An 18,664-nucleotide genomic window follows, 5' to 3' on the forward strand; every position below is an offset into this window, starting at 1 on the left:
AAAAAGATGGAGCGCCGTGTGCGATGAAAGTCGCACGCACGGTGCGGAGAAGGGGAAAAGGCGGTGATCATATCAAATCCTTACCTATTTCTATTAAACTGACAAAGAAGGTTAATTCCATGACAAATTAGTTCTTATGGTATATGTTAAATTAGGTCATTTAGTCTATAATCGATACATATATTTACAATTTATTATTTTTTGTGGTTATTAAGGAGCTGACAGAACTAGTTATGAGTATTGCTATAGCAAGACAACAACAACTTGATTATATTGGATTGACCGCCGGAGATCTGCAATTGCTTGCTGATCATCGACCTGCTTTTGAGAAAGTGGTAGACGAAGTGGTGGACCATTTCTACAATCATGTGGGAAATTATCCGAATTTGGTCGATCTGATTGCCCGCTTCTCTTCCATTGACCGTTTGAAGGAAACACAAAAGTTATACTGGTTATCCATGACCGATGGTGTAGTTGATGATGCATACATTGAACAGCGCATTGCGATCGGACTGGTCCATTCCCGCATTGGTTTGTCCGAAGATTATTATCTGGGCACGTATATGGTTTACCTTGATATTGCAACAAGCATATTCCAGCAGGTCATTCCTGAGCACTGGCATCTGGTCATCCAGGCCCTTAGTAAAATGTTCAACCTCGATTCACAGCTTGTATTGGAGGCTTACGAGAAGAAGGAAAAAGAAAAATTAAATCAACTCGCTGAAGATCAGCAGCACACTTTGCTGGCGATCACGCAGATTACCCAGCAGCTGACGGGCATGATTAGTGAATTGAATGAAAATGCTCAGGCGATCTCTGATGTGGCCAGGGAAACGGCAGCCTCTCAGGATCAGGCAAATGGACTGTTGGAAGAGCTCACCAAAGAGATTCATCAGATTGGCAAAATGGGTGAGATCATTCGTGAAATCTCGGATCAGAGTCATCTAGTAGGTTTGAATGCCGCCATTGAAGCTGCACATGCAGGAGAATTTGGCAGGGGATTCGAGGTGGTTGCCAGTGAGGTTCGCAAGCTTGCGGCTAGTTCGCGTGAGGCTCAAGGGAAAATCCAGTCGAACCTGGCACAGATCATGAAGAAGCTGGGCAGTGTTCAACAGGAGTCGGAGCATACCGCCTCGGGAGCAAGGCGTCAGGCATCCCGTTCAGAAGAGCTTGCGGTTTTTGCTACCACTATGGAGAAACTGGCACTTGATCTAAGGAAATTGGATCATCAGGAATAGGCGGTAATACCGGCTGGAAGCTGTGATACCGTTTCTGGCTGTTTTAAGCTATAATGGGTAGACAAACCTGCCGATGTTATAGTGAATGCAGCCGGAGACAGGGGATTTGAAAGAGGTTGAGGTGATCAGGTGGCTTCTATCCATGATGTGGCCAAAGAGGCGGGCGTATCTGTTGCAACCGTTTCCAAAGTGCTGAACGATTATCCCGATGTAAGTGACAAAACTCGCAAAAAAGTCAATATAGCCATCGAACTATTGAAATATCAACCGAATGTGGTTGCACGTGGACTTGTAAAACGCCGTTCTTGGACGGTAGGTGTATTGTTGACGGTTCCTTTTACCAATCCGTTTGTATCGGAGCTGCTTGAAGGAATCAAAACAGCGCTGGAAAACAGCGGATACGATCTTGTTCGCTTATCTACACGTTTTGATGATCCGACATACTCGTTTATTAAACATTGCCGCAGCCGAAATGTGGACGGCGTTGTTGTATTCGGGGAAGGAAGAGACAACAAGAGTATTCAGGAATTGGTTACTGCGGAGATTCCGACGATGTTCATTGACACCGACTTGTTTGGCAAGCGGGCAGGATACATAACGACGGATAATGCAAATGCCATCGCCATAAGTGTTAAACATTTGCATGAACTGGGTCACCAGAAAATTGCTTATATTTCAGGTACACTTGGGCCTGCCGTAGCGAATCTTCGACTCGATGGATATCGGGAAGGATTGCGTGTCTGCGGCATTCCATATTCAACGGTGTATCTGGAGGTCTGCGACTATTCTTTCGATGGCGGCAGTAAGGCAGCCCGCCGATTGCTTGCATTGAAGGACCAGCCTACGGGGATTGTCTGTGCTTCAGATATGTCTGCTTTCGGTGCGATCCACGAAATTGAGAAGCATGGTTTACGGGTGCCGGAGGATGTATCTGTTGTCGGATTTGATAACACATATTATGCGGAAGTGTTCAAACCTGGGTTGACCACGATTAATCAAAATATTCATTCCATTGGGATCAAATCCATCGAATATCTGATTGCCATGATTGAGAATCCTGCATATACTCCACCAGTCATTACGGAGCCATCCAATCTGGTGATTCGTCAAACGACCGCACCTGCGCAAGCGTAAAGGTCTTCAAACCAGCACAGCCTACGGGCTGTGCTTTTTTGGTATGTCATTTTATTCTAAGAAATAACGGGATCAGAAGTTGCTGTGCAAAGCTGGCAGGAAAAGCTGTTGACTTTTTGCAACACAGACCCTAACAATAAAAGGCAGAATAATACAAAATTTCATGTAATCGCTTACTTTTTACTGATGAACATAGATACACTGCAATTGTCATTCAATGGGAAGGGTGATGGGCATGCATCGGGTACTGCTGGTTGATGATGAAGTATACGCACGCAAAGGACTCCGAAAACTGATCCGCTGGGAAGCATGCGGGTTCGAAGTGGCTGGAGAGGCGAATGATGGGGATGAGGCTTTTACCCGGATCGAACAGCTGCAGCCCGACGTTGTCATTACGGACATACGCATGCCGGAGACGGATGGACTGGAATTGATCCGGCGCATGGTTGAGCGTGATGGGCAGGTTCTAACCAAGGGCAAGCAGCCCTATTTTATCATCGTGAGCGGATATAATGATTTTGCTTACGCTCAGCAGGCCGTGAGGTACGGGGTACAGGATTATATTCTGAAGCCGATCGATGAGATTGAACTGGAAGGGACTTTACGCAAGCTGGCGGAGGAGTTGAATCGCCACAAACATGCTGAACAAACCAGACGTGAGCAGGAATACGTCAGATTACTTGATCAGTTTATCTATGGCGAATCGGATTCGGAAACAGTTGAACAGTGGACTGAACTGACAGGTACACGTGCTGGTGACCCGCTGGCATATCTGCTGTTTGAGAATAACGCGCCACATTTCCGGGTTTCGGATACTCTTCAAGAGGAGGGGCCAGGACCCGGGCAGGGAGAGAATTTTGTCCGGATTGTGCAGTCTGTTTTTGGAAAGATGTATGCAAACCGCTTGTATCTGCATGTAAAAGAGCATGGCGAACGTGTCGGAGTTCTGTTAACTGCGGAACATCTACGCCCTTATTCAATGAATCTTCAAGCGGTTGCCGGGCAAATGCAATCCTGCTTCTCCGAAATGAGCCATGACTCTGTAAGTATATATATCGGGAAGGTTTGTTATGAACCTTTACTCATTGGACATGCCTATCAGACCGCACTGAAGGCGATTTCCTATAAATTTATTTCAGAGAAGAGCGAGATCGTCCTGTATGATGACATGCAGCATGAGCCTGTGCAGTGGGTGCATACCAATCATGAAAAGGAGCAGGAACTCTTATCACTTATGGAGGAACAACAGGTTAAGGCGTTGGAGGTTGCACTGGGTGAATGGTTCACCGGCATGAGAACTGCACATTACGCTCCGATTGCAGTGACATCGGCAATTCACCAACTGATCTCAGCAGTACTATCGATTCTGAAATCGGCTGAGGTGAATGTGAAAGAGATATCTTCGTTCAAACCAATTCTGGTATGGCAAGCCGAGTGCGGAACATTGGAAGAGGCCAGACAGTTGTTGACAGTTTTCATGTTAGATTCAGCGCGGAAACTGGCAGAACAGCGTCAGTACAATCACAGGGGAGCCATGACGAAAATCAAAAATTATATTGAAGCCAACTACAGAAGCAATATTAATTTGAGAAGTATTGCCTCCGAATTTTACATGAATCCGGTCTATTTGGGACAACGCTTCCGTAAGGTGTATGGCATATATTTCAACGACTTCCTGCTTCAGCTTCGCATTGAGGAGGCCAAGAAGCTGCTGCGTCAGACGGATATGCGAGTATATGAAATTGCCGAGAGGGTTGGGTTCGGAAGCAGTGATTATTTCGGGACTCAATTTGAGAAAACGGAATCATGCTCTCCTACGGAATATCGAAATCGCATCCTGGATGAAGGGTAGGTAGATGACGCCGTGAAGCTCAACTTTTTTAATAATATCCGTCTACGAGATAAAATGCTGATCTTGTATCTCTTCTTTGTGCTCGTACCTGTTATTCTCACCAATGTTATTTTCTATCAGGTGACCATAGCGAACGTAAAGTCCCAGCGAATGGCCGACCTCTCCAAAGGAATGGAACAGATTCGAAGTCAATTTATGGGGGAAATTCGCAATGCAGCCGATTTTTCCTCAAGCTTTTATACGGACAGTATATTAAATGACATGCTGGATGTGAATTATACACATCCGGTTCAGTATATCGAAGCCTACGATTCTTATCTTCGCAAGATCCTGAATACCTATTACTCTGGCTACCGCTCCCTCCAAGGCTTGACGATATATGTGGATAACGAAAGTGTACTGCCTTCCGGGGGAGTTGAGTTTCTGACTGAAGAGGTTCGACAGTCCGAGCCATACAGGCTGCTGGCAAACAGTGAACACTCCGCACCCCTTCTGATGAGATCCGGCCCTGAAGGGAATCGACAGACGTTCAGCATTTTACGCAAACTGAATTATTATGAAGCTCTGCCCGGATGGAAAGAAAAGTTCTTACGACTGGATTTGAAGCCGTCGACGATTCGCCAGATTTTCACCAATCTTAACGTACAGGGCAACCTGTATCTGATTAATCCGGCTGGACAAATAGACTACTCGACGGATGCTGGTATCCCATGGACTAGTCAACTCGTGAATTATGGCGATGTCATGAATCAACAAAGTAAGAAAGAGTTCGAAATGGCCTATCCGTTGTCCGGTGAAATGGAGGGATGGAAAATTAATGGGGTGTTCGATGAATCCGAGATTTACAAGGAACTGGGCAAATCCAGTCACCTCGTTGTTGTACTGGCCTGTATCAATCTGATTTTGCCGACCTGGATCATTATCTGGATGACACGCACAATCCACGTGAGGTTGGCACGAATACTGAAACACATGGAAAAAGTGAAACATCAACGATTTGAACCGATCAGACAGCCGGAATCATCGGACGAGATTGGGCAGCTGACAGCCGAATTCAATCGCATGACAATGACGATCCATCGTTTGATTAACGACGTCTACGTAGCAGACATCCAACATAAAAATTTGGAGTTACAGCGGCGACATGCCCAATTAAACGCTTTGCAGAGCCAGATTAACCCACACTTTTTATTTAACGCGCTGGAGACCATCCGCATGCGCAGCCTCATGAAAGATGAAGATGAGACGGCACGAATTATCTATCATATGGCTAAAATTTTTCGAAATGCCCTAACCTGGAATCGGGATAAAGTCAGCATACAGGAAGAACTGGAGTATGTGACGTGCTTTCTTGAAATTCAGAAATATCGTTTCGGTCACAAGTTGAATTATACGATTGATCTGGATCCACAGGCTGCGGATTGTCCCATCCCCAAGATGACATTGTTGCCTTTTGTTGAGAATGCCAGCATTCATGGCGTCGAACCACTGAAGGAAGGCGGGGAGATTCGACTTCGTATTCGGCGAACAGGTACAGAACTGATCTGTGTGCTGGAGGATTCGGGGGCAGGCATGACAGAGGACAAAAGAAAGCAGCTACTCTCTTACATGGAAACGGAAGACTCAATGGGTGATCGCGTAGGTGTACAGAATGTCATCTATCGTCTGAAGCTGATCTACGATAGCCGGTTCCATATTCGGATCGATAGTGCTCCAAGGGCAGGCACACGTGTGGAAATTGGTTTACCCCTTGAAGATTCACCAAATCCACCAAAGCATTAATTATTCTAAGGCAAAAGCCTATAGTTTATCCGGTAAACAAAGTTTATCATCAACCTTATAATAAAAGTGCTTACATTAGTGGAGGGAGAAAGAGGGTGCGTTCATATTGGTTAACAACATGCTAAAGCGCTGGCTGCCGGCAGTATTAGCTTTAACCATGGTGACGGCTTGTTCCGGGGGAGGAAGCGAGATTAAATCAGAAGCCGGAGCAGGGGGAGACGGCAAAGAAAGCACAGAGAAAGTTACATTCTCGTATTTTAAAGCGGGTTCCGGCAAGGACATAAATACAAACGAAACTACAATCGGCAAAAAGCTGGAGGAACAAACCGGGGTTAATTTCAAAATAGAATACCTTGTTGGGGATATCAATACCAAAATAGGAACGATGATTGCGAGCAACAAGTACCCGGATGTGATGGTACCGGACGGGGCAATTGACAAAATCATGGATGCGGGTGCATTTATTCCACTCGACGATCTAATAGATCAGTATGGCCCAAATATAAAACGGGTGTACGAGCCGTACTATAATCTGATGAAAGAGGAAGACGGCAACATTTATTTTTTGCCCATGAGCGCAGTGGTTGGAGACTATCTGCCTAATCCGAATGTGGATCAAGGTGCCTTCTGGGTACAACGTCGCGTATTGAAAGATGCCGGATATCCAAAGATCACCACGCTGGATAAATACATGGATCTGATTAAACAATACGCTGACAAACACAAAGATGAAGGATTAACTGGGTTCCTGTCACTTACGTATGATGATAAATTTTTTGCGATCACCAACCCGGCAATGCATCTTGCAGGCTATCCGAATGATGGAGCCATCATGGTGGATATGCAGACACAGGAAGCGAGGGACTATGGGCTAACCGAAGAGACCAAACAATGGATGCAGAAGCTGAATGAAATGAATTCATTGGGGCTGTTCGATAAGTCCTCCTTTGTCGATAACTATGACCAGTATCTTGCGAAAGTGACCAGTGGGAAAGTGCTTGGATTCTTTGATTATGCCTGGCAGGTAGGGCAGGAAATGAACAATCTGAAGGAAGCCGGCAACGACGACTTGCGATATATGGCACTGCCTATTGTATACGACGTAAACACCAAGGATCAGTACACGGATCCGCCGAGCTTTGTTAATAACCGGGGGATTGGCATTACCGTAAGCGCGGAAGATCCGGTTCGTATCATCCAATTTTTTGATAACCTGTTAACAGATGAGAATCAGATTCTGTCCAACTGGGGGATCGAAGGTGAGACCTATGAAGTGGATGAAAAGGGACGGTTTATGCGCTCAGCGGAAATGATCCGGAAAACGGATTCAGATGAGTTCCGTCAATCGTTCGGATTCAAATACTTTGAGTACAGCTGGCCCCGTTACGGTAATGGATCGACTCTGCCTGACGGTAATTCTGTCGGTGTAGAACGACAACCCGAAGTTGCCCAATTCTCCTATACGGATGGAGATAAGCTCATTCTGGAGAAGTATGGTGTGGAGACGTTCTCCCAGCTGTTCGCAGCGCCGGATGAACGTCCATGGTACCCGGCTTGGAGCATTGCTTTTGATCAAGGCTCACCAGCCCATATCTATGGGCAGAAACGCACGGAGTTACAAAAGAAATATGTGCCCAAACTGGTCCTCTCCAGTCCGGCTGACTTTAACAAGGTCTGGGATGAATATGTGAAGGAATTCAACAAGCTTGATGTGAAGGGCTATGAACAGACGATGACCGAAGAAGTTCGCAAGAAGGCGAAACTGGTCCAAGGCGAATAAGGTTGGCGAGGAAAGGATGGAAAGGGGGGGGGGATAAACGCTTCCAAGGCGCATGGTGGATGGGAATTTGGCGATATTAAACATCCGTTTTTTCTGGAAAAAAGTGTTGATTTTCACGTCTGGGACGTTTAGACTATATACATCAATATTAACGGGGTAGAGATGTATGACTTTGGCTTTTATAACAAGTCGGTGGTCTCCAGACAAATGATGTGGAGGGAGTGCCTGTCATCCAGACAGCGCACTCGCTTCTTTTTTACATTTTGCATACATACAAGGCATTTCCCGGTTGAAAGGACAAAGTGAGTGGAGCACCTACATGGAACGTACAACTTAGAACTGGTTATTTTATCTTACATTATTGCAGCGTTGGCTTCTTATGCAGCGCTTGACCTTGCGGGCCGGGTAAGTCTGGCTAAAGGCATGTCCCGAAATGTCTGGCTTACCTGCGGGGCAGTCTCCATGGGTTTGGGAATCTGGTCCATGCATTTTGTGGGCATGCTGGCTTTTGTTCTTCCCATGCATGTGTCGTATTCCACAGGTGAGGTCTTTCTATCCGTTCTTCTTGCAATTATTGCATCTGGTGTAGCGTTAAATATTGCAGGTCAGCAGTCAGGTGAAATAAGCAAGCTCCTGATCGCAGGAGTGCTCATGACCGCAGGCATTAGCAGCATGCATTATATCGGAATGGCTGCCATGTCGGTTCCCATTACATATGAACCAGGCAGGGTAGTGTTATCCATCCTGATCGCAGCTTTAGCTTCATTTGCTGCCTTATGGCTCATGTTTTTCTTCCGGCAGCATCAGTCACGTTATACATGGGTGTACAAGATGGGCAGCGGACTTATTATGGGGCTGGGTATCACAGGAATGCATTATACGGGGATGTCAGCTGCACGATTTCATCATGCGCATGACGCAATGGCTGGTTCGGGGATGCAGATTGAACCTTCACTTCTCGCGTATCTGATTGCAGCGGGTACTTTTACTGCATTAGGGTTGACCTTGTTCGGTATCTTTATTAATCAGCGTCTATCTCAGAAGGATCGCCGGATTCACGAAAATGAACAGTGGTATCAGGCCCTGTACGAAAACCATTCAGATGCCATTATTTCGGTGGATAAGCAAGGGGCTATCAAGGGGATTAATGCTGCAGTGACACGAATTACAGGGTACCAAGAAAGAGAGATTATTCATCGTTCTATTGATGAGATTTCACAGCATGTTGATATTCATTGGACAAGTGGAATGCAGCATGTAGAGTGGGATGATGATACCCGTGAGCAGCAGCATTTCATGGGGAAAATGAAAAACGTTCAGGGAAATCATCTTGACCTAAGTATCGCTGTAGTGCCTGTACTGATTGACGGTAAACATCAGGGAAGCCACATTCTGATCAAAGACGTCACCGAGGAGAAACAGGCTCAGGAAAGCATCCGCCATCAGGCTCTGCATGATCCGCTCACCGGGCTTCCAAATCGTCGCAAGCTGGATGATGTGCTGGAGGATACGATCACAACTTCTGAGGCAAGAGGAAGTTCATTTGCAGTTATGGTGATGGATATCGACCGTTTCAAAATAATTAATGACTCCCTGGGACATTCCATTGGAGATGTGTTTCTTCGAGAAGTGAGCGGCAGAATTATGAGTGCAATCCAGGATTCAGACCCGAAAGCGACGGATAATGTCATGCTTGCTCGTATGGGGGGCGATGAATTCACACTGGTTGTTACGAATGAGCAGGGGAATGAGGAACGGGTGGCCGAACTGGCAGAACGGATTGTTCGAGCGATTCAGCTACCTTATCGATTAAAGGAAAATGACTTTTATGTTACAGCCAGCATCGGGATCGCGATGTATCCGTATCATGGAACAGGAGCGGATGCGTTGTTGAAGCATGCAGACTCCGCCATGTATGAAGTCAAGAAAAACGGCAAGAATGGTTTTCAGTTTTATACGGCCCAACTGGATTCGGAGCTGTATGAACGAATTGAACTGGAAGGGTATTTGCGCAAAGCACTGGAACGGGATGAGCTGGTCCTGTATTATCAACCTCAGATTCGTACAGAAGACAGCCGTATGATCGGCGTGGAGGCTTTGATTCGCTGGAATCATCCAAACAAGGGCATTCTGTCTCCGAATGTGTTCATTCCACTGGCAGAGGAGACAGGTTTAATCTATGAGATCGGGAACTGGACACTGCGCGAAGCGTGCAGACAGATGAAACTTTGGCATACCAGTGGCGGACCGCTCATTCCGGTATCCGTTAACTTGTCGAGTCAGCAATTTCATCAATCCAACCTGGTGGAGCAGGTCAAAAATGCACTCAAGGAGACTGGCCTTGATGCCCGCTATCTTGAATTGGAAATTACAGAGAGCATGATGATGGATGCGTCGGTATCCACAGGTATTTTGAATGAACTTACAGCGCTTGGGGTCAAAATCAGCCTGGATGATTTCGGGACAGGATATAGCTCGCTGAGTTATTTGAAGCATTTTCCAATTCATAAGTTAAAGATTGACCGTTCGTTCGTGACGGATATTACGGAGAGCCGAAGTGACCAAGCCATTGTAGCGACGATCATATCGATGGCTCAGAATCTGAAGATGGAAGTGATTGCGGAAGGGATCGAGACGAAAGGACAGCTGGATATTTTGATGCAAAATGATTGCCGCGAAATTCAGGGATATTATTTCAGCCGTCCATTGCCGGCAAGCGAAGTGGAGCATGACTTTTTTGTGCCATTGCGGCTGCATGGAGCTCCGTTGATTCTCTAAGTTCACTGAAATGCCAAGCGGCAAGTCCTGCCATATGCCAGGGACTTGCCGCTTTTTTGTCTTCTTATAGGCTAGGATCAGTCTATAAGGCGTATTACAGCTGTTGATTATAAAAACTTGCGGTGGTGCTTCTTGCCATCATATGTGAACCAGATCGGTTTATCTTCAACCCGTGTTTCCACATGGACGGTACGCCCCCAAAGGCGGTATAGATAAGGAAGGGTCCGTTCCATATATTTCAGATCCAGCTCGATGCCCTCGTATTGATGTTTGAGCACGAGTTCTCCTGTTCGCAGATAATCGGCGTCCTGAACGACCAGATACGGAGAACCACCGTTGATGCGTGAAAATACAAGCTGATCCCGTATGTTTTTCCAGGACTTGTCGGTAATTTTCCAGTCCGGGCCTTTTTTCTCGAATACATAGAGGTCGAGGTCTTCGGTTAGTTGCTTGGTCATGTAATTGCGGATAAATGAGGTATCAGAATCGAATTCGCGCACCTCAAACATTTTGGCACGACCCTGCCCTGGTTGACGCCCAAAACGTTCTCTTTCTTCGCGGGATGGGTTATCCCAGCGACGTTCAATATCCTCGAATATTTTCAGCCCTAAATAGTAGGGATTCAAACTTTGCTTGGATGGCTGCACGACGGAAGAGTTCAGTTTGGCAAATTCAATCGTATCCTCACTGTTCAGGTCCAGCTCCCGTATAATACGTTGATGCCAGTAGGAGGCCCAGCCTTCATTCATAATTTTCGTTTCCATCTGCGGCCAGAAATAGAGCATTTCCTCACGCATCATACTCATAATATCCCGCTGCCAATCGGTCAACACTTCAGAAAATTCCTGGATAAACCACATGATATCCTTTTCCGGTTCTGGCGGGAAGTGATGTACCTGTATTCCCTCCGCAGGTGTTTCCTCGGTATGGATGTCATCAAGTGACCACAAGTCATCATAGCGACCTTCCGGCCTTGGCGTTTTCTCCCCACGCTGCTCCCGCATTTTCATCTCCATATAACGTTGTTTGTCCAAATGGCGGGGTTTGATCAACTGTGGATCGACGTGTTCCTGAATGGCTATAACGGCATCAATGAACGCTTCAACAGCCTCTGTACCATATTCCATCTCATAGTTGCTGATCCGATCAGCAGTCGCTGCCATGCTCTCCACCATATTGCGATTCGACATGGAGAAGCGGGCATTGTTTTTGAAAAAATCGCAGTGTGCCAGCACGTGTGCGACAATCAGTTTGTTCTGGATCAGCGAGTTGCCATCCAGCAGGAAGGCGTAACAAGGGTTGGAATTGATTACGAGCTCATAAATTTTACTGAGTCCAAAATCATATTGCATCTTCATTTTATGAAAAGTCTTTCCGAAGCTCCAGTGACTGAACCTGGTCGGCATACCATATGCTCCAAAGGTATAGATGATATCGGCAGGGCATATTTCGTAACGCATCGGATAATAATCCAGGCCGAATCCATCGGCAATCTCCATAATCTCGGCAATGGCGTATTCAAGGTCACGAATTTCATCTGTCATCTTACGCTGCCTCCTTCCCGTTTCTGGAAAAAGCTGCGCAAAGCTTTGTACACTTCGCCTTTTTCTTTGATCACATAATACATGAACTGGTCGATCTTGATATGACGATAGGCGGACATGAGTGTGCTGCTGCGGTTGTACTGGTTCACCTCGCCATAACCAAACATGTTGCTGCGCTTCATCAGTTCCCCAATCAGTTTGACACACCGCTCATTATCCGAGGTCAGGTTATCCCCGTCCGAGAAGTGGAAAGGGTAGATGTTGTAGCTGGAAGGCGGATAACGGCTATCAATAATTTCCAGTGCCTTCATATATACAGAGGAGCAGATGGTGCCTCCACTTTCGCCGCGGGTGAAAAATTCTTCCTCGGTCACTTCCTTGGCTTCGGTATGATGGGCGAGGAAAACAATCTCAACCTTCTCATACTGACGGCGGAGAAAACGGGTCATCCAGAAGAAAAAGCTGCGTGCGCAATATTTCTCAAAGGAACCCATGGACCCGGAAGTGTCCATCATGGCAATAATGACCGCATTGGACTGTGGAATGATTTTGTCTTCCCACGTCTTGTAACGCAGATCATCCGGGCTGATATGGTGAATACCCGGATTGCTAGTAGTGGCGTTGCGGCGCAAGTTCTCCAATATGGTGCGTTTCTTGTCAATATTGGACTGCATACCTTTTTTGCGAATATCGTTGAATACCACCGTATGTGTCTCAATCTGATCCTTGTCTTTTTGCTTCAGATCCGGAAGCTCCAGTTCCGCAAAAAGCATATCTTCCAATTCCTCGATACTCACCTCGGCTTCAACAATGTCATGCCCAGGCTGATCTCCGGCCTTTTCACCTTTGCCTGGTTTCTTCGAAGCGGGATCACGACCGATAACATCCCCGACCTGACTGTCACCGTCTCCCTGCCCCACATGTTTTTGCTTTTGGTAGTTATACACAAAACGGTACTCATCCAGACTGCGGATTGGTACCTTGATGATTTGTTGTCCGTCGGACATAATGATGTTTTCTTCGGTAATCAAATCAGGCAGATTCTGCTTGATGACATCTTTAACCTTTTGCTGATGGCGTTGCTGGTCCTGGTACCCTTTGCGGTGAAGCGACCAATCTTCCCGGGATACGACAAACGAGTAAGGCTGGTGTGAATTTGACATGTAGGCACCCCCCATTGATTACGCGGCACAGTTTGGCCTGTCGGTAATTAAGTATATTCACGGGCGGGGACGATATGTGATGCGTGAGTAGATAAAATGATACAATTACGCGAGTTTCCCTTCCGGGATCATCTAAAATTGTACAGATCGTCCGGAACTTTTTTACAGAAACGATGAACAAGTGTGACGAACTTCCTTTACAATAGGGACAGGTGTTTACTTGGCATCCCTTTGAGGGATGTGTGCAAAGGAAGGATACCATTTGGATAAACGGGCAGTTAAGGCATGGATTATGTATGATTGGGCCAACTCAGCCTATGCAACGACGGTACTTGCAGCCGTTCTTCCCGTCTTCTACGCTTCCGTGGCTGCAGCTACACTGGATGCAGATACTGCAGCATCTTATCTGGCGTACACCCATTCCATCGGCATGTTATGTGTAGCGCTGTTAACCCCTTTGCTGGGCACATTAGCGGATTTGTCGGGGCGCAAAGGTGATTTTCTGCGAGTATTCTCCATCATTGGCATCGTCGCAACACTCGGATTCAGCATCATTGGGGAGGGAGACTGGCTGCTCGCTTCTGCGCTTCTGGTCATTTCGACTATCGGTTTTGCAGGTGGTAATACGTTCTATGATGCAATGCTGCCCGATCTGGTACCAGCCGATCGAAGAGATATGGTCTCCTCCAAAGGTTATGCCTATGGTTATATTGGTGGGGGACTGCTGCTTGCGGTCAATATGCTGATGATTCAGCAGCCTGGGTGGTTCGGGATGGGAAGCACACTTGCGGGCACAAGACTTGCTTTTATCTCTGTAGCGTTGTGGTGGCTGTTCTTCTCCATTCCGTTATTTCGCCATGCACCGCACCGTCCTGCAGCACCGGATATGCCCAATTCATGGAAAGAATATGCCAGTGTGGGCGTACGCAGACTTGGCCAAACTTTTCGCCAGATACGGCGTTTTCCGCAGTTGATGCGAATGTTGGTTGCTTTCTGGTTTTTCAATGACGGCATTAACACGATTATTCTGATGGCAACGATCTATGGAACAAGCATTGGGATCGGGACAGCGGATCTGATGCTGGCCTTGTTACTGACCCAGTTTATCGGGTTTCCTTGCACATTGTTGCTGGGGGCATGGGCACAGCGTTGGGGCGCGAAGCAGGTGTTGATGGTAAGCTTGTCCATTTACATATGCATCGTTATCTTGGGGTATTTCATGACGTCAGCCATCCATTTTTATCTGCTCGCTGGGCTGGTTGGTGTAGTGCAGGGCGTAAGTCAATCGACAGCGCGTTCCTTGTTTAGCAATTTGATGCCTGCTGGCAGAACTGGAGAGTATTTTGGATTTGTGAATATTACAGGCAAATTCTCTTCCATTTTTGGGCCGTTTGTATTTGGTTGGGTGGGCCAATTAACAGGGTCAACCCGATGGGGGATTCTGTCTCTGATTTTCTTTTTTGCTGCTGGGATTGCAGTGTTGTTAACGGTTAAAGTGCAGCAGGGGATGTCGGATGCGATTCAGGCGGATCAGGAAGAAGAACAAGGCTGGATGCATCATCCCATTTCGGGGAAAGGCTCAGAGGCAAGATCAACCGGATGAGTGGTTAACCATGTTTTATAGCTAATGTTCATCATTAATAATAGTAGCTCCGTGGGTCTGTTTATTCGTAAACTGCTCCGGAGCTTTTTCATGTTTATGCAACAGTTATAAATGATGAGGGTCGAAGAATAAGTATAAGTGCTTAAACGACAGAGAACCGAATAGAGTGGATAGAAAGATATTATGAAAAGGTGAAAATAAAAGATTGACATGATACATTTTGTATCATAGAGTAAAAGAAAGAATACATATCGTATCTAAAGATTGTCGAAAGTACATCATCCATTTTACCTATTTCCGTTTGGGAATATTAGAGGATATTGATATTAAAGAGCTATACCAACTGCATGCTTATTTTAATTTTACAGAGGAGAGGCTGCCATTGGTAGATGTTCATGGTAACGGACTTGTCTTACTACTATGTGTACCTCGCAGTGGAAGTTCGCTATCCACCGTGATGCTGCAAAATCACAGCCGTGTATTTGCCACACAGGAGATGTGGTTTCTGATGAATCTTGTAGATTTGCAGAAGGCTGATTCCCGCCCCTACGGCGGAAGTGCAATCATCCGTCAGTTTTACAGCGCTATGGTATCAGACGAAGGTTTTGAGAAGGCGTGCAGAAGCTTTGCTCTTGAAATCTATAACGGATTTCTGGAGGGGAGCGGGGCAGACTTCATCGTAGATAAATCTCCTCGTTACTATTATATGCTGGAATGGCTTGATCGACTGTTTCCACAGTCCAAGCGCATTCATCTCCAGCGTAACCCCCTTGCCATAGCTGCTTCCTACAAAAAGGTAAACCGCCATACAGGAGAAGGATTTGAACTGATTGGCACCTTGCAGAGTCCGAACCTTAATATGAAAGCAGTTGATCTCACGCTGGGTATGCTCCGTTTAAATGATTATTTTGCGGACAAACACGTGAACGCCTATGAAGTTCAGTACGAACAACTCGTCTCCAACCCACGGAACGAAATGGAAAAGCTATGCGGTTTTCTTGGCATCGGATATGAAGAGGGAATAGAGCAATATGGACGCTTTGTGGATAGTACAAAGTCCAATATGTTCTATAGTATGGGTGTAGGTGATCCGTTCCTGTCCTCGCATCAGGAAGCCCATAAAGATTCTGTTAACAACTGGAAAAAAATACTCGATCCACAGGAAGTTGAATTCTATTGCCGGGTGATAGGCGCAGATCTGTTCCATCGAATGGGCTACAGTGAACAGCTTGAAGAAGCCGAGCAATGGACGGGTGTACGTTACGAAGCCGGCCCGGATGAGGAAGTCATATCCAAGCTAACGCGTCAATTTTCAGAAGCAACGGGAAGCAGCTGGCAGCAAGATTACCGGATGCAGCCTGTAAACCTAGCGGGCAATACTCCAGATGGAAGCGGGGATAATCGGGCAGCGAATGAACCGGATGCGATTGACCCGACACTGGCCGCACTGGCAACGATCAGGCAGTTGGAAGCCGCGCTGCGTGCAGCCGATAATCGGCTGGAACGAGGGTACAATGAGCGGGAACGATTGAAGGTACAGCTTGCCTCTGCTCACAGCAAGATTCAGCGTATCAAATCCTTGATTCCGTTTGGTAACCAGATAAGCGCCTGGGCTTCACAGCGCAAGATACTCCGGGGAGGAAAGTCATGAGCGCTATAGCAGGAATTGTTCACACCGATGGTCAGCAAGCGTTATGGGAGGACAGTTGGCGTCTATATGCCAGTCTGGGCCACGTTCCGGCGGATACAACGGGGGTCTGGAAGGGCAATGAAGCCTTCCTGAGCTGCCATGCCCAGTGGATTACGCCGGAGTCGGTCAGCGAGCAATTGCCCTTATATGATGAAGTGAGCGGTCTGACTATCACGGCGGATGCCATTTTGGATAATCGGGAGCAACTGGCAGATCAACTGTCCATATCGAGGGCGGAGTTAGCAGGATTGTCGGATAGTGAACTGATCCTGCGAGCCTATCAGCGGTGGGATGAACATATGGCCGAGAAACTGCTTGGCGATTTCGCCTTCGCAATCTGGGATGATCGCAAGCGTAGACTCTTCGCTGCCAGAGATATTACTGGCATGAGATCCTTTTATTTTCGGCATGATGGTGAGCGGTTTGCCTTCTGTACCTTAATGAATCCCTTGCTGCAATTGGAGGGTGTACATAAAGAACTGGATGAAATCTGGTTGTCCGAATTTCTTGCCATTCCCGATATGCATGACTCGGCAGATATCCATTCAACCGTCTATCGCGGTGTGAGTCAGCTGCCCCCGGCCCATACGCTTAGCTTCAGGGATGGGAGACTGGAACAGAAACAATATCATCGCTGGGACGAAGTGGAGCCTCTAAGACTCAAGTCCGACGGGGAATATGTAGAAGCATTCCGGGAGGTATTTGGTCAAGCTGTTGGATCGCGATTGCGAACGCATCGACAGGTGGCTGCTGCTTTAAGCGGAGGACTGGATTCTGGGGCTGTGGTTGGATTTGCCTCTGGAACACTGCGGAGTCAAGGCAAAATGTTAAATGCGTACAGCTATGTTCCGGTGTCTGACTTTACGGATTATACATCGAAAACACTATTAGCAGATGAACGTCCGTTTATCCAGTCTACGGTTAATCATGTCGGTAATATCACCGAGAATTATCTTGATTTTGAGGGAAGAAGCCCACTTAGTGAAGTGGACACCTGGCTTGATATTATGGAGATGCCTTATAAATACTTTGAGAACTCCTTCTGGATTCGTGGTTTTTATGAAAAAGCGAGCCAGCAGGATGCAGGCATTCTATTGACTGGAGCGCGGGGCAACTTCACGGTCTCCTGGGGCCCAGCACTTGATTACTACGCCAGTTTACTAAAAAGCGGACGCTGGTTCCGGTGGCTCCGGGAAATGCAGCAGTACAGTGAACGTACCGGGATGAAATTCTCACGAATTGCCAAAATTACGGGTCGTAAAGCGTACCCGGAATTGTTCAAATCCATGTCAAAGGGCGCTGCCCAAGCCGCATCGGTGCAATTAATCCATCCGGAGTTTGCTAGCCGAACAGGCGTATTGGAACGGCTCAAATCAATTATCGTTCTGCAAGGCGGTGCGCAGGCAGATGCTCTCAAAGTACGGGCTGAGAAATTCAATAACCTGGCCATTGCGAACAAAAATGGTGCTGTCGCCACCAAATGCTCTCTTCGTTATCGGGCGTGGGAGCGTGATCCTACGAGTGACGCCAGAGTGATTCGTTTCTGTCTGTCCGTACCGATTGAACAATATGTTAATCAAGGGACGGACCGTGCCTTGATTCGGCGGGCTACATCACCTGAGCTGCCTGACAAAGTGAGGTTAAACCAGCGAGTGCGCGGTGTTCAGCCCGCGGATTGGTTGCACCGCATGATTCCCAATTGGGGCGATTTTACTGCCGAATTGCGTGCGTTATGTTCTGACAGCCGGGTCGCTGGCATATTGAACACAGAGCGAATCAAGTCCGCACTTGCGAATTTTCCAAACCCCCGGCCCGAGCTTGCTTCCCACCCGGACTTGCGGTTGATGATGCATAGCCTGATCGTATATCGATTCATCCGAAAGTTCTGATGCAGCGATATGAACCGGGATATGAGTTCATTAATCAGTTGACTCATGAGAGGAGGTGAACACGATGCAAATGGAAAAAAAGGAATGGCAAGCACCAGCACTGGAAGTATTGGAAGTGAACCAAACGATGGCGGGAGTAGGTTACAAACAGATCGACTGGATTACTGTCCACGATGCTGATCTCTACGATCCAACTTCCTAAGTTGTTTAG

The 18,664-nt window shown here is 46.9% G+C and carries 12 protein-coding genes; 10 read left to right on the plus strand and 2 right to left on the minus strand.

The features are described from left to right. Positions 1–233: 233 nt before the first annotated feature. From ACFVQB_RS00005 to ACFVQB_RS00030, 6 genes are all read left to right on the plus strand, one after another. The gene (locus tag ACFVQB_RS00005; RefSeq protein ID WP_379434290.1) at positions 234–1,238 is read left to right on the plus strand and encodes a protoglobin domain-containing protein; all 1,005 of its coding nucleotides are present in this window, start codon (positions 234–236) and stop codon (positions 1,236–1,238) included. A gap of 129 nt (positions 1,239–1,367) precedes the next feature. Next, positions 1,368–2,372 (plus strand): LacI family DNA-binding transcriptional regulator, encoded by a 1,005-nt coding sequence (locus ACFVQB_RS00010; protein ID WP_379434291.1) that lies wholly within the window; start codon positions 1,368–1,370, stop codon positions 2,370–2,372. A 235-nt stretch (positions 2,373–2,607) separates the two neighbouring features. Continuing rightward, positions 2,608–4,224, plus strand: a complete 1,617-nt coding sequence (locus ACFVQB_RS00015) for a response regulator (protein WP_379434293.1) — start codon at positions 2,608–2,610, stop codon at positions 4,222–4,224. A 12-nt stretch (positions 4,225–4,236) separates the two neighbouring features. After that, on the plus strand, positions 4,237–6,006 hold the full coding sequence (locus tag ACFVQB_RS00020; RefSeq protein WP_379434294.1) for a sensor histidine kinase: 1,770 nt from the start codon (positions 4,237–4,239) through the stop codon (positions 6,004–6,006). Positions 6,007–6,124: 118 nt separating this feature from the next. Continuing rightward, positions 6,125–7,786 carry an ABC transporter substrate-binding protein gene (locus ACFVQB_RS00025; protein WP_379436189.1) on the plus strand — a complete coding sequence of 554 codons (1,662 nt, stop codon included), beginning with the start codon at positions 6,125–6,127 and terminating at the stop codon, positions 7,784–7,786. A gap of 306 nt (positions 7,787–8,092) precedes the next feature. Beyond that, positions 8,093–10,564, plus strand: coding sequence for an EAL domain-containing protein (locus ACFVQB_RS00030; protein ID WP_379434295.1), 2,472 nt, complete (start codon positions 8,093–8,095; stop codon positions 10,562–10,564). Between the two features lie 107 nt (positions 10,565–10,671). On the opposite strand, the gene ACFVQB_RS00035 is transcribed toward ACFVQB_RS00030, so the two are convergent. Beyond that, positions 10,672–12,108 carry a SpoVR family protein gene (locus tag ACFVQB_RS00035; protein ID WP_379434296.1) on the minus strand — a complete coding sequence of 479 codons (1,437 nt, stop codon included), beginning with the start codon at positions 12,106–12,108 and terminating at the stop codon, positions 10,672–10,674. Further along, positions 12,105–13,271: a sporulation protein YhbH gene (yhbH, locus tag ACFVQB_RS00040; protein ID WP_379434297.1), complete on the minus strand. Its 1,167-nt coding sequence runs from the start codon at positions 13,269–13,271 to the stop codon at positions 12,105–12,107. The genes ACFVQB_RS00035 and yhbH overlap by 4 nt, the downstream gene beginning before the upstream one ends. A 262-nt stretch (positions 13,272–13,533) precedes the next feature. On the opposite strand from yhbH, the gene ACFVQB_RS00045 reads away from it, so the two are divergent. From ACFVQB_RS00045 to ACFVQB_RS00060, 4 genes are all read left to right on the plus strand, one after another. Then, positions 13,534–14,874, plus strand: a complete 1,341-nt coding sequence (locus ACFVQB_RS00045; RefSeq protein ID WP_379434298.1) for an MFS transporter — start codon at positions 13,534–13,536, stop codon at positions 14,872–14,874. 382 nt (positions 14,875–15,256) lie between these two features. Next, a complete protein-coding gene (locus tag ACFVQB_RS00050) occupies positions 15,257–16,525 on the plus strand; it encodes a sulfotransferase family protein (protein WP_379434299.1) in 1,269 nt (422 codons plus the stop codon). Next, the gene (locus ACFVQB_RS00055) at positions 16,522–18,453 is read left to right on the plus strand and encodes an asparagine synthase-related protein (protein WP_379434300.1); all 1,932 of its coding nucleotides are present in this window, start codon (positions 16,522–16,524) and stop codon (positions 18,451–18,453) included. Before ACFVQB_RS00050 ends, ACFVQB_RS00055 begins: the two co-directional genes overlap by 4 nt. Positions 18,454–18,523: 70 nt before the next feature. Next, complete coding sequence (locus tag ACFVQB_RS00060; RefSeq protein WP_143805395.1) at positions 18,524–18,655, plus strand: paeninodin family lasso peptide; 132 nt, start codon at positions 18,524–18,526, stop codon at positions 18,653–18,655. Positions 18,656–18,664 lie beyond the last annotated feature (9 nt).

The sequence above is a fragment of the Paenibacillus sp. NPDC057886 genome (assembly GCF_042796655.1).
Classification (GTDB): domain Bacteria; phylum Bacillota; class Bacilli; order Paenibacillales; family Paenibacillaceae; genus Paenibacillus.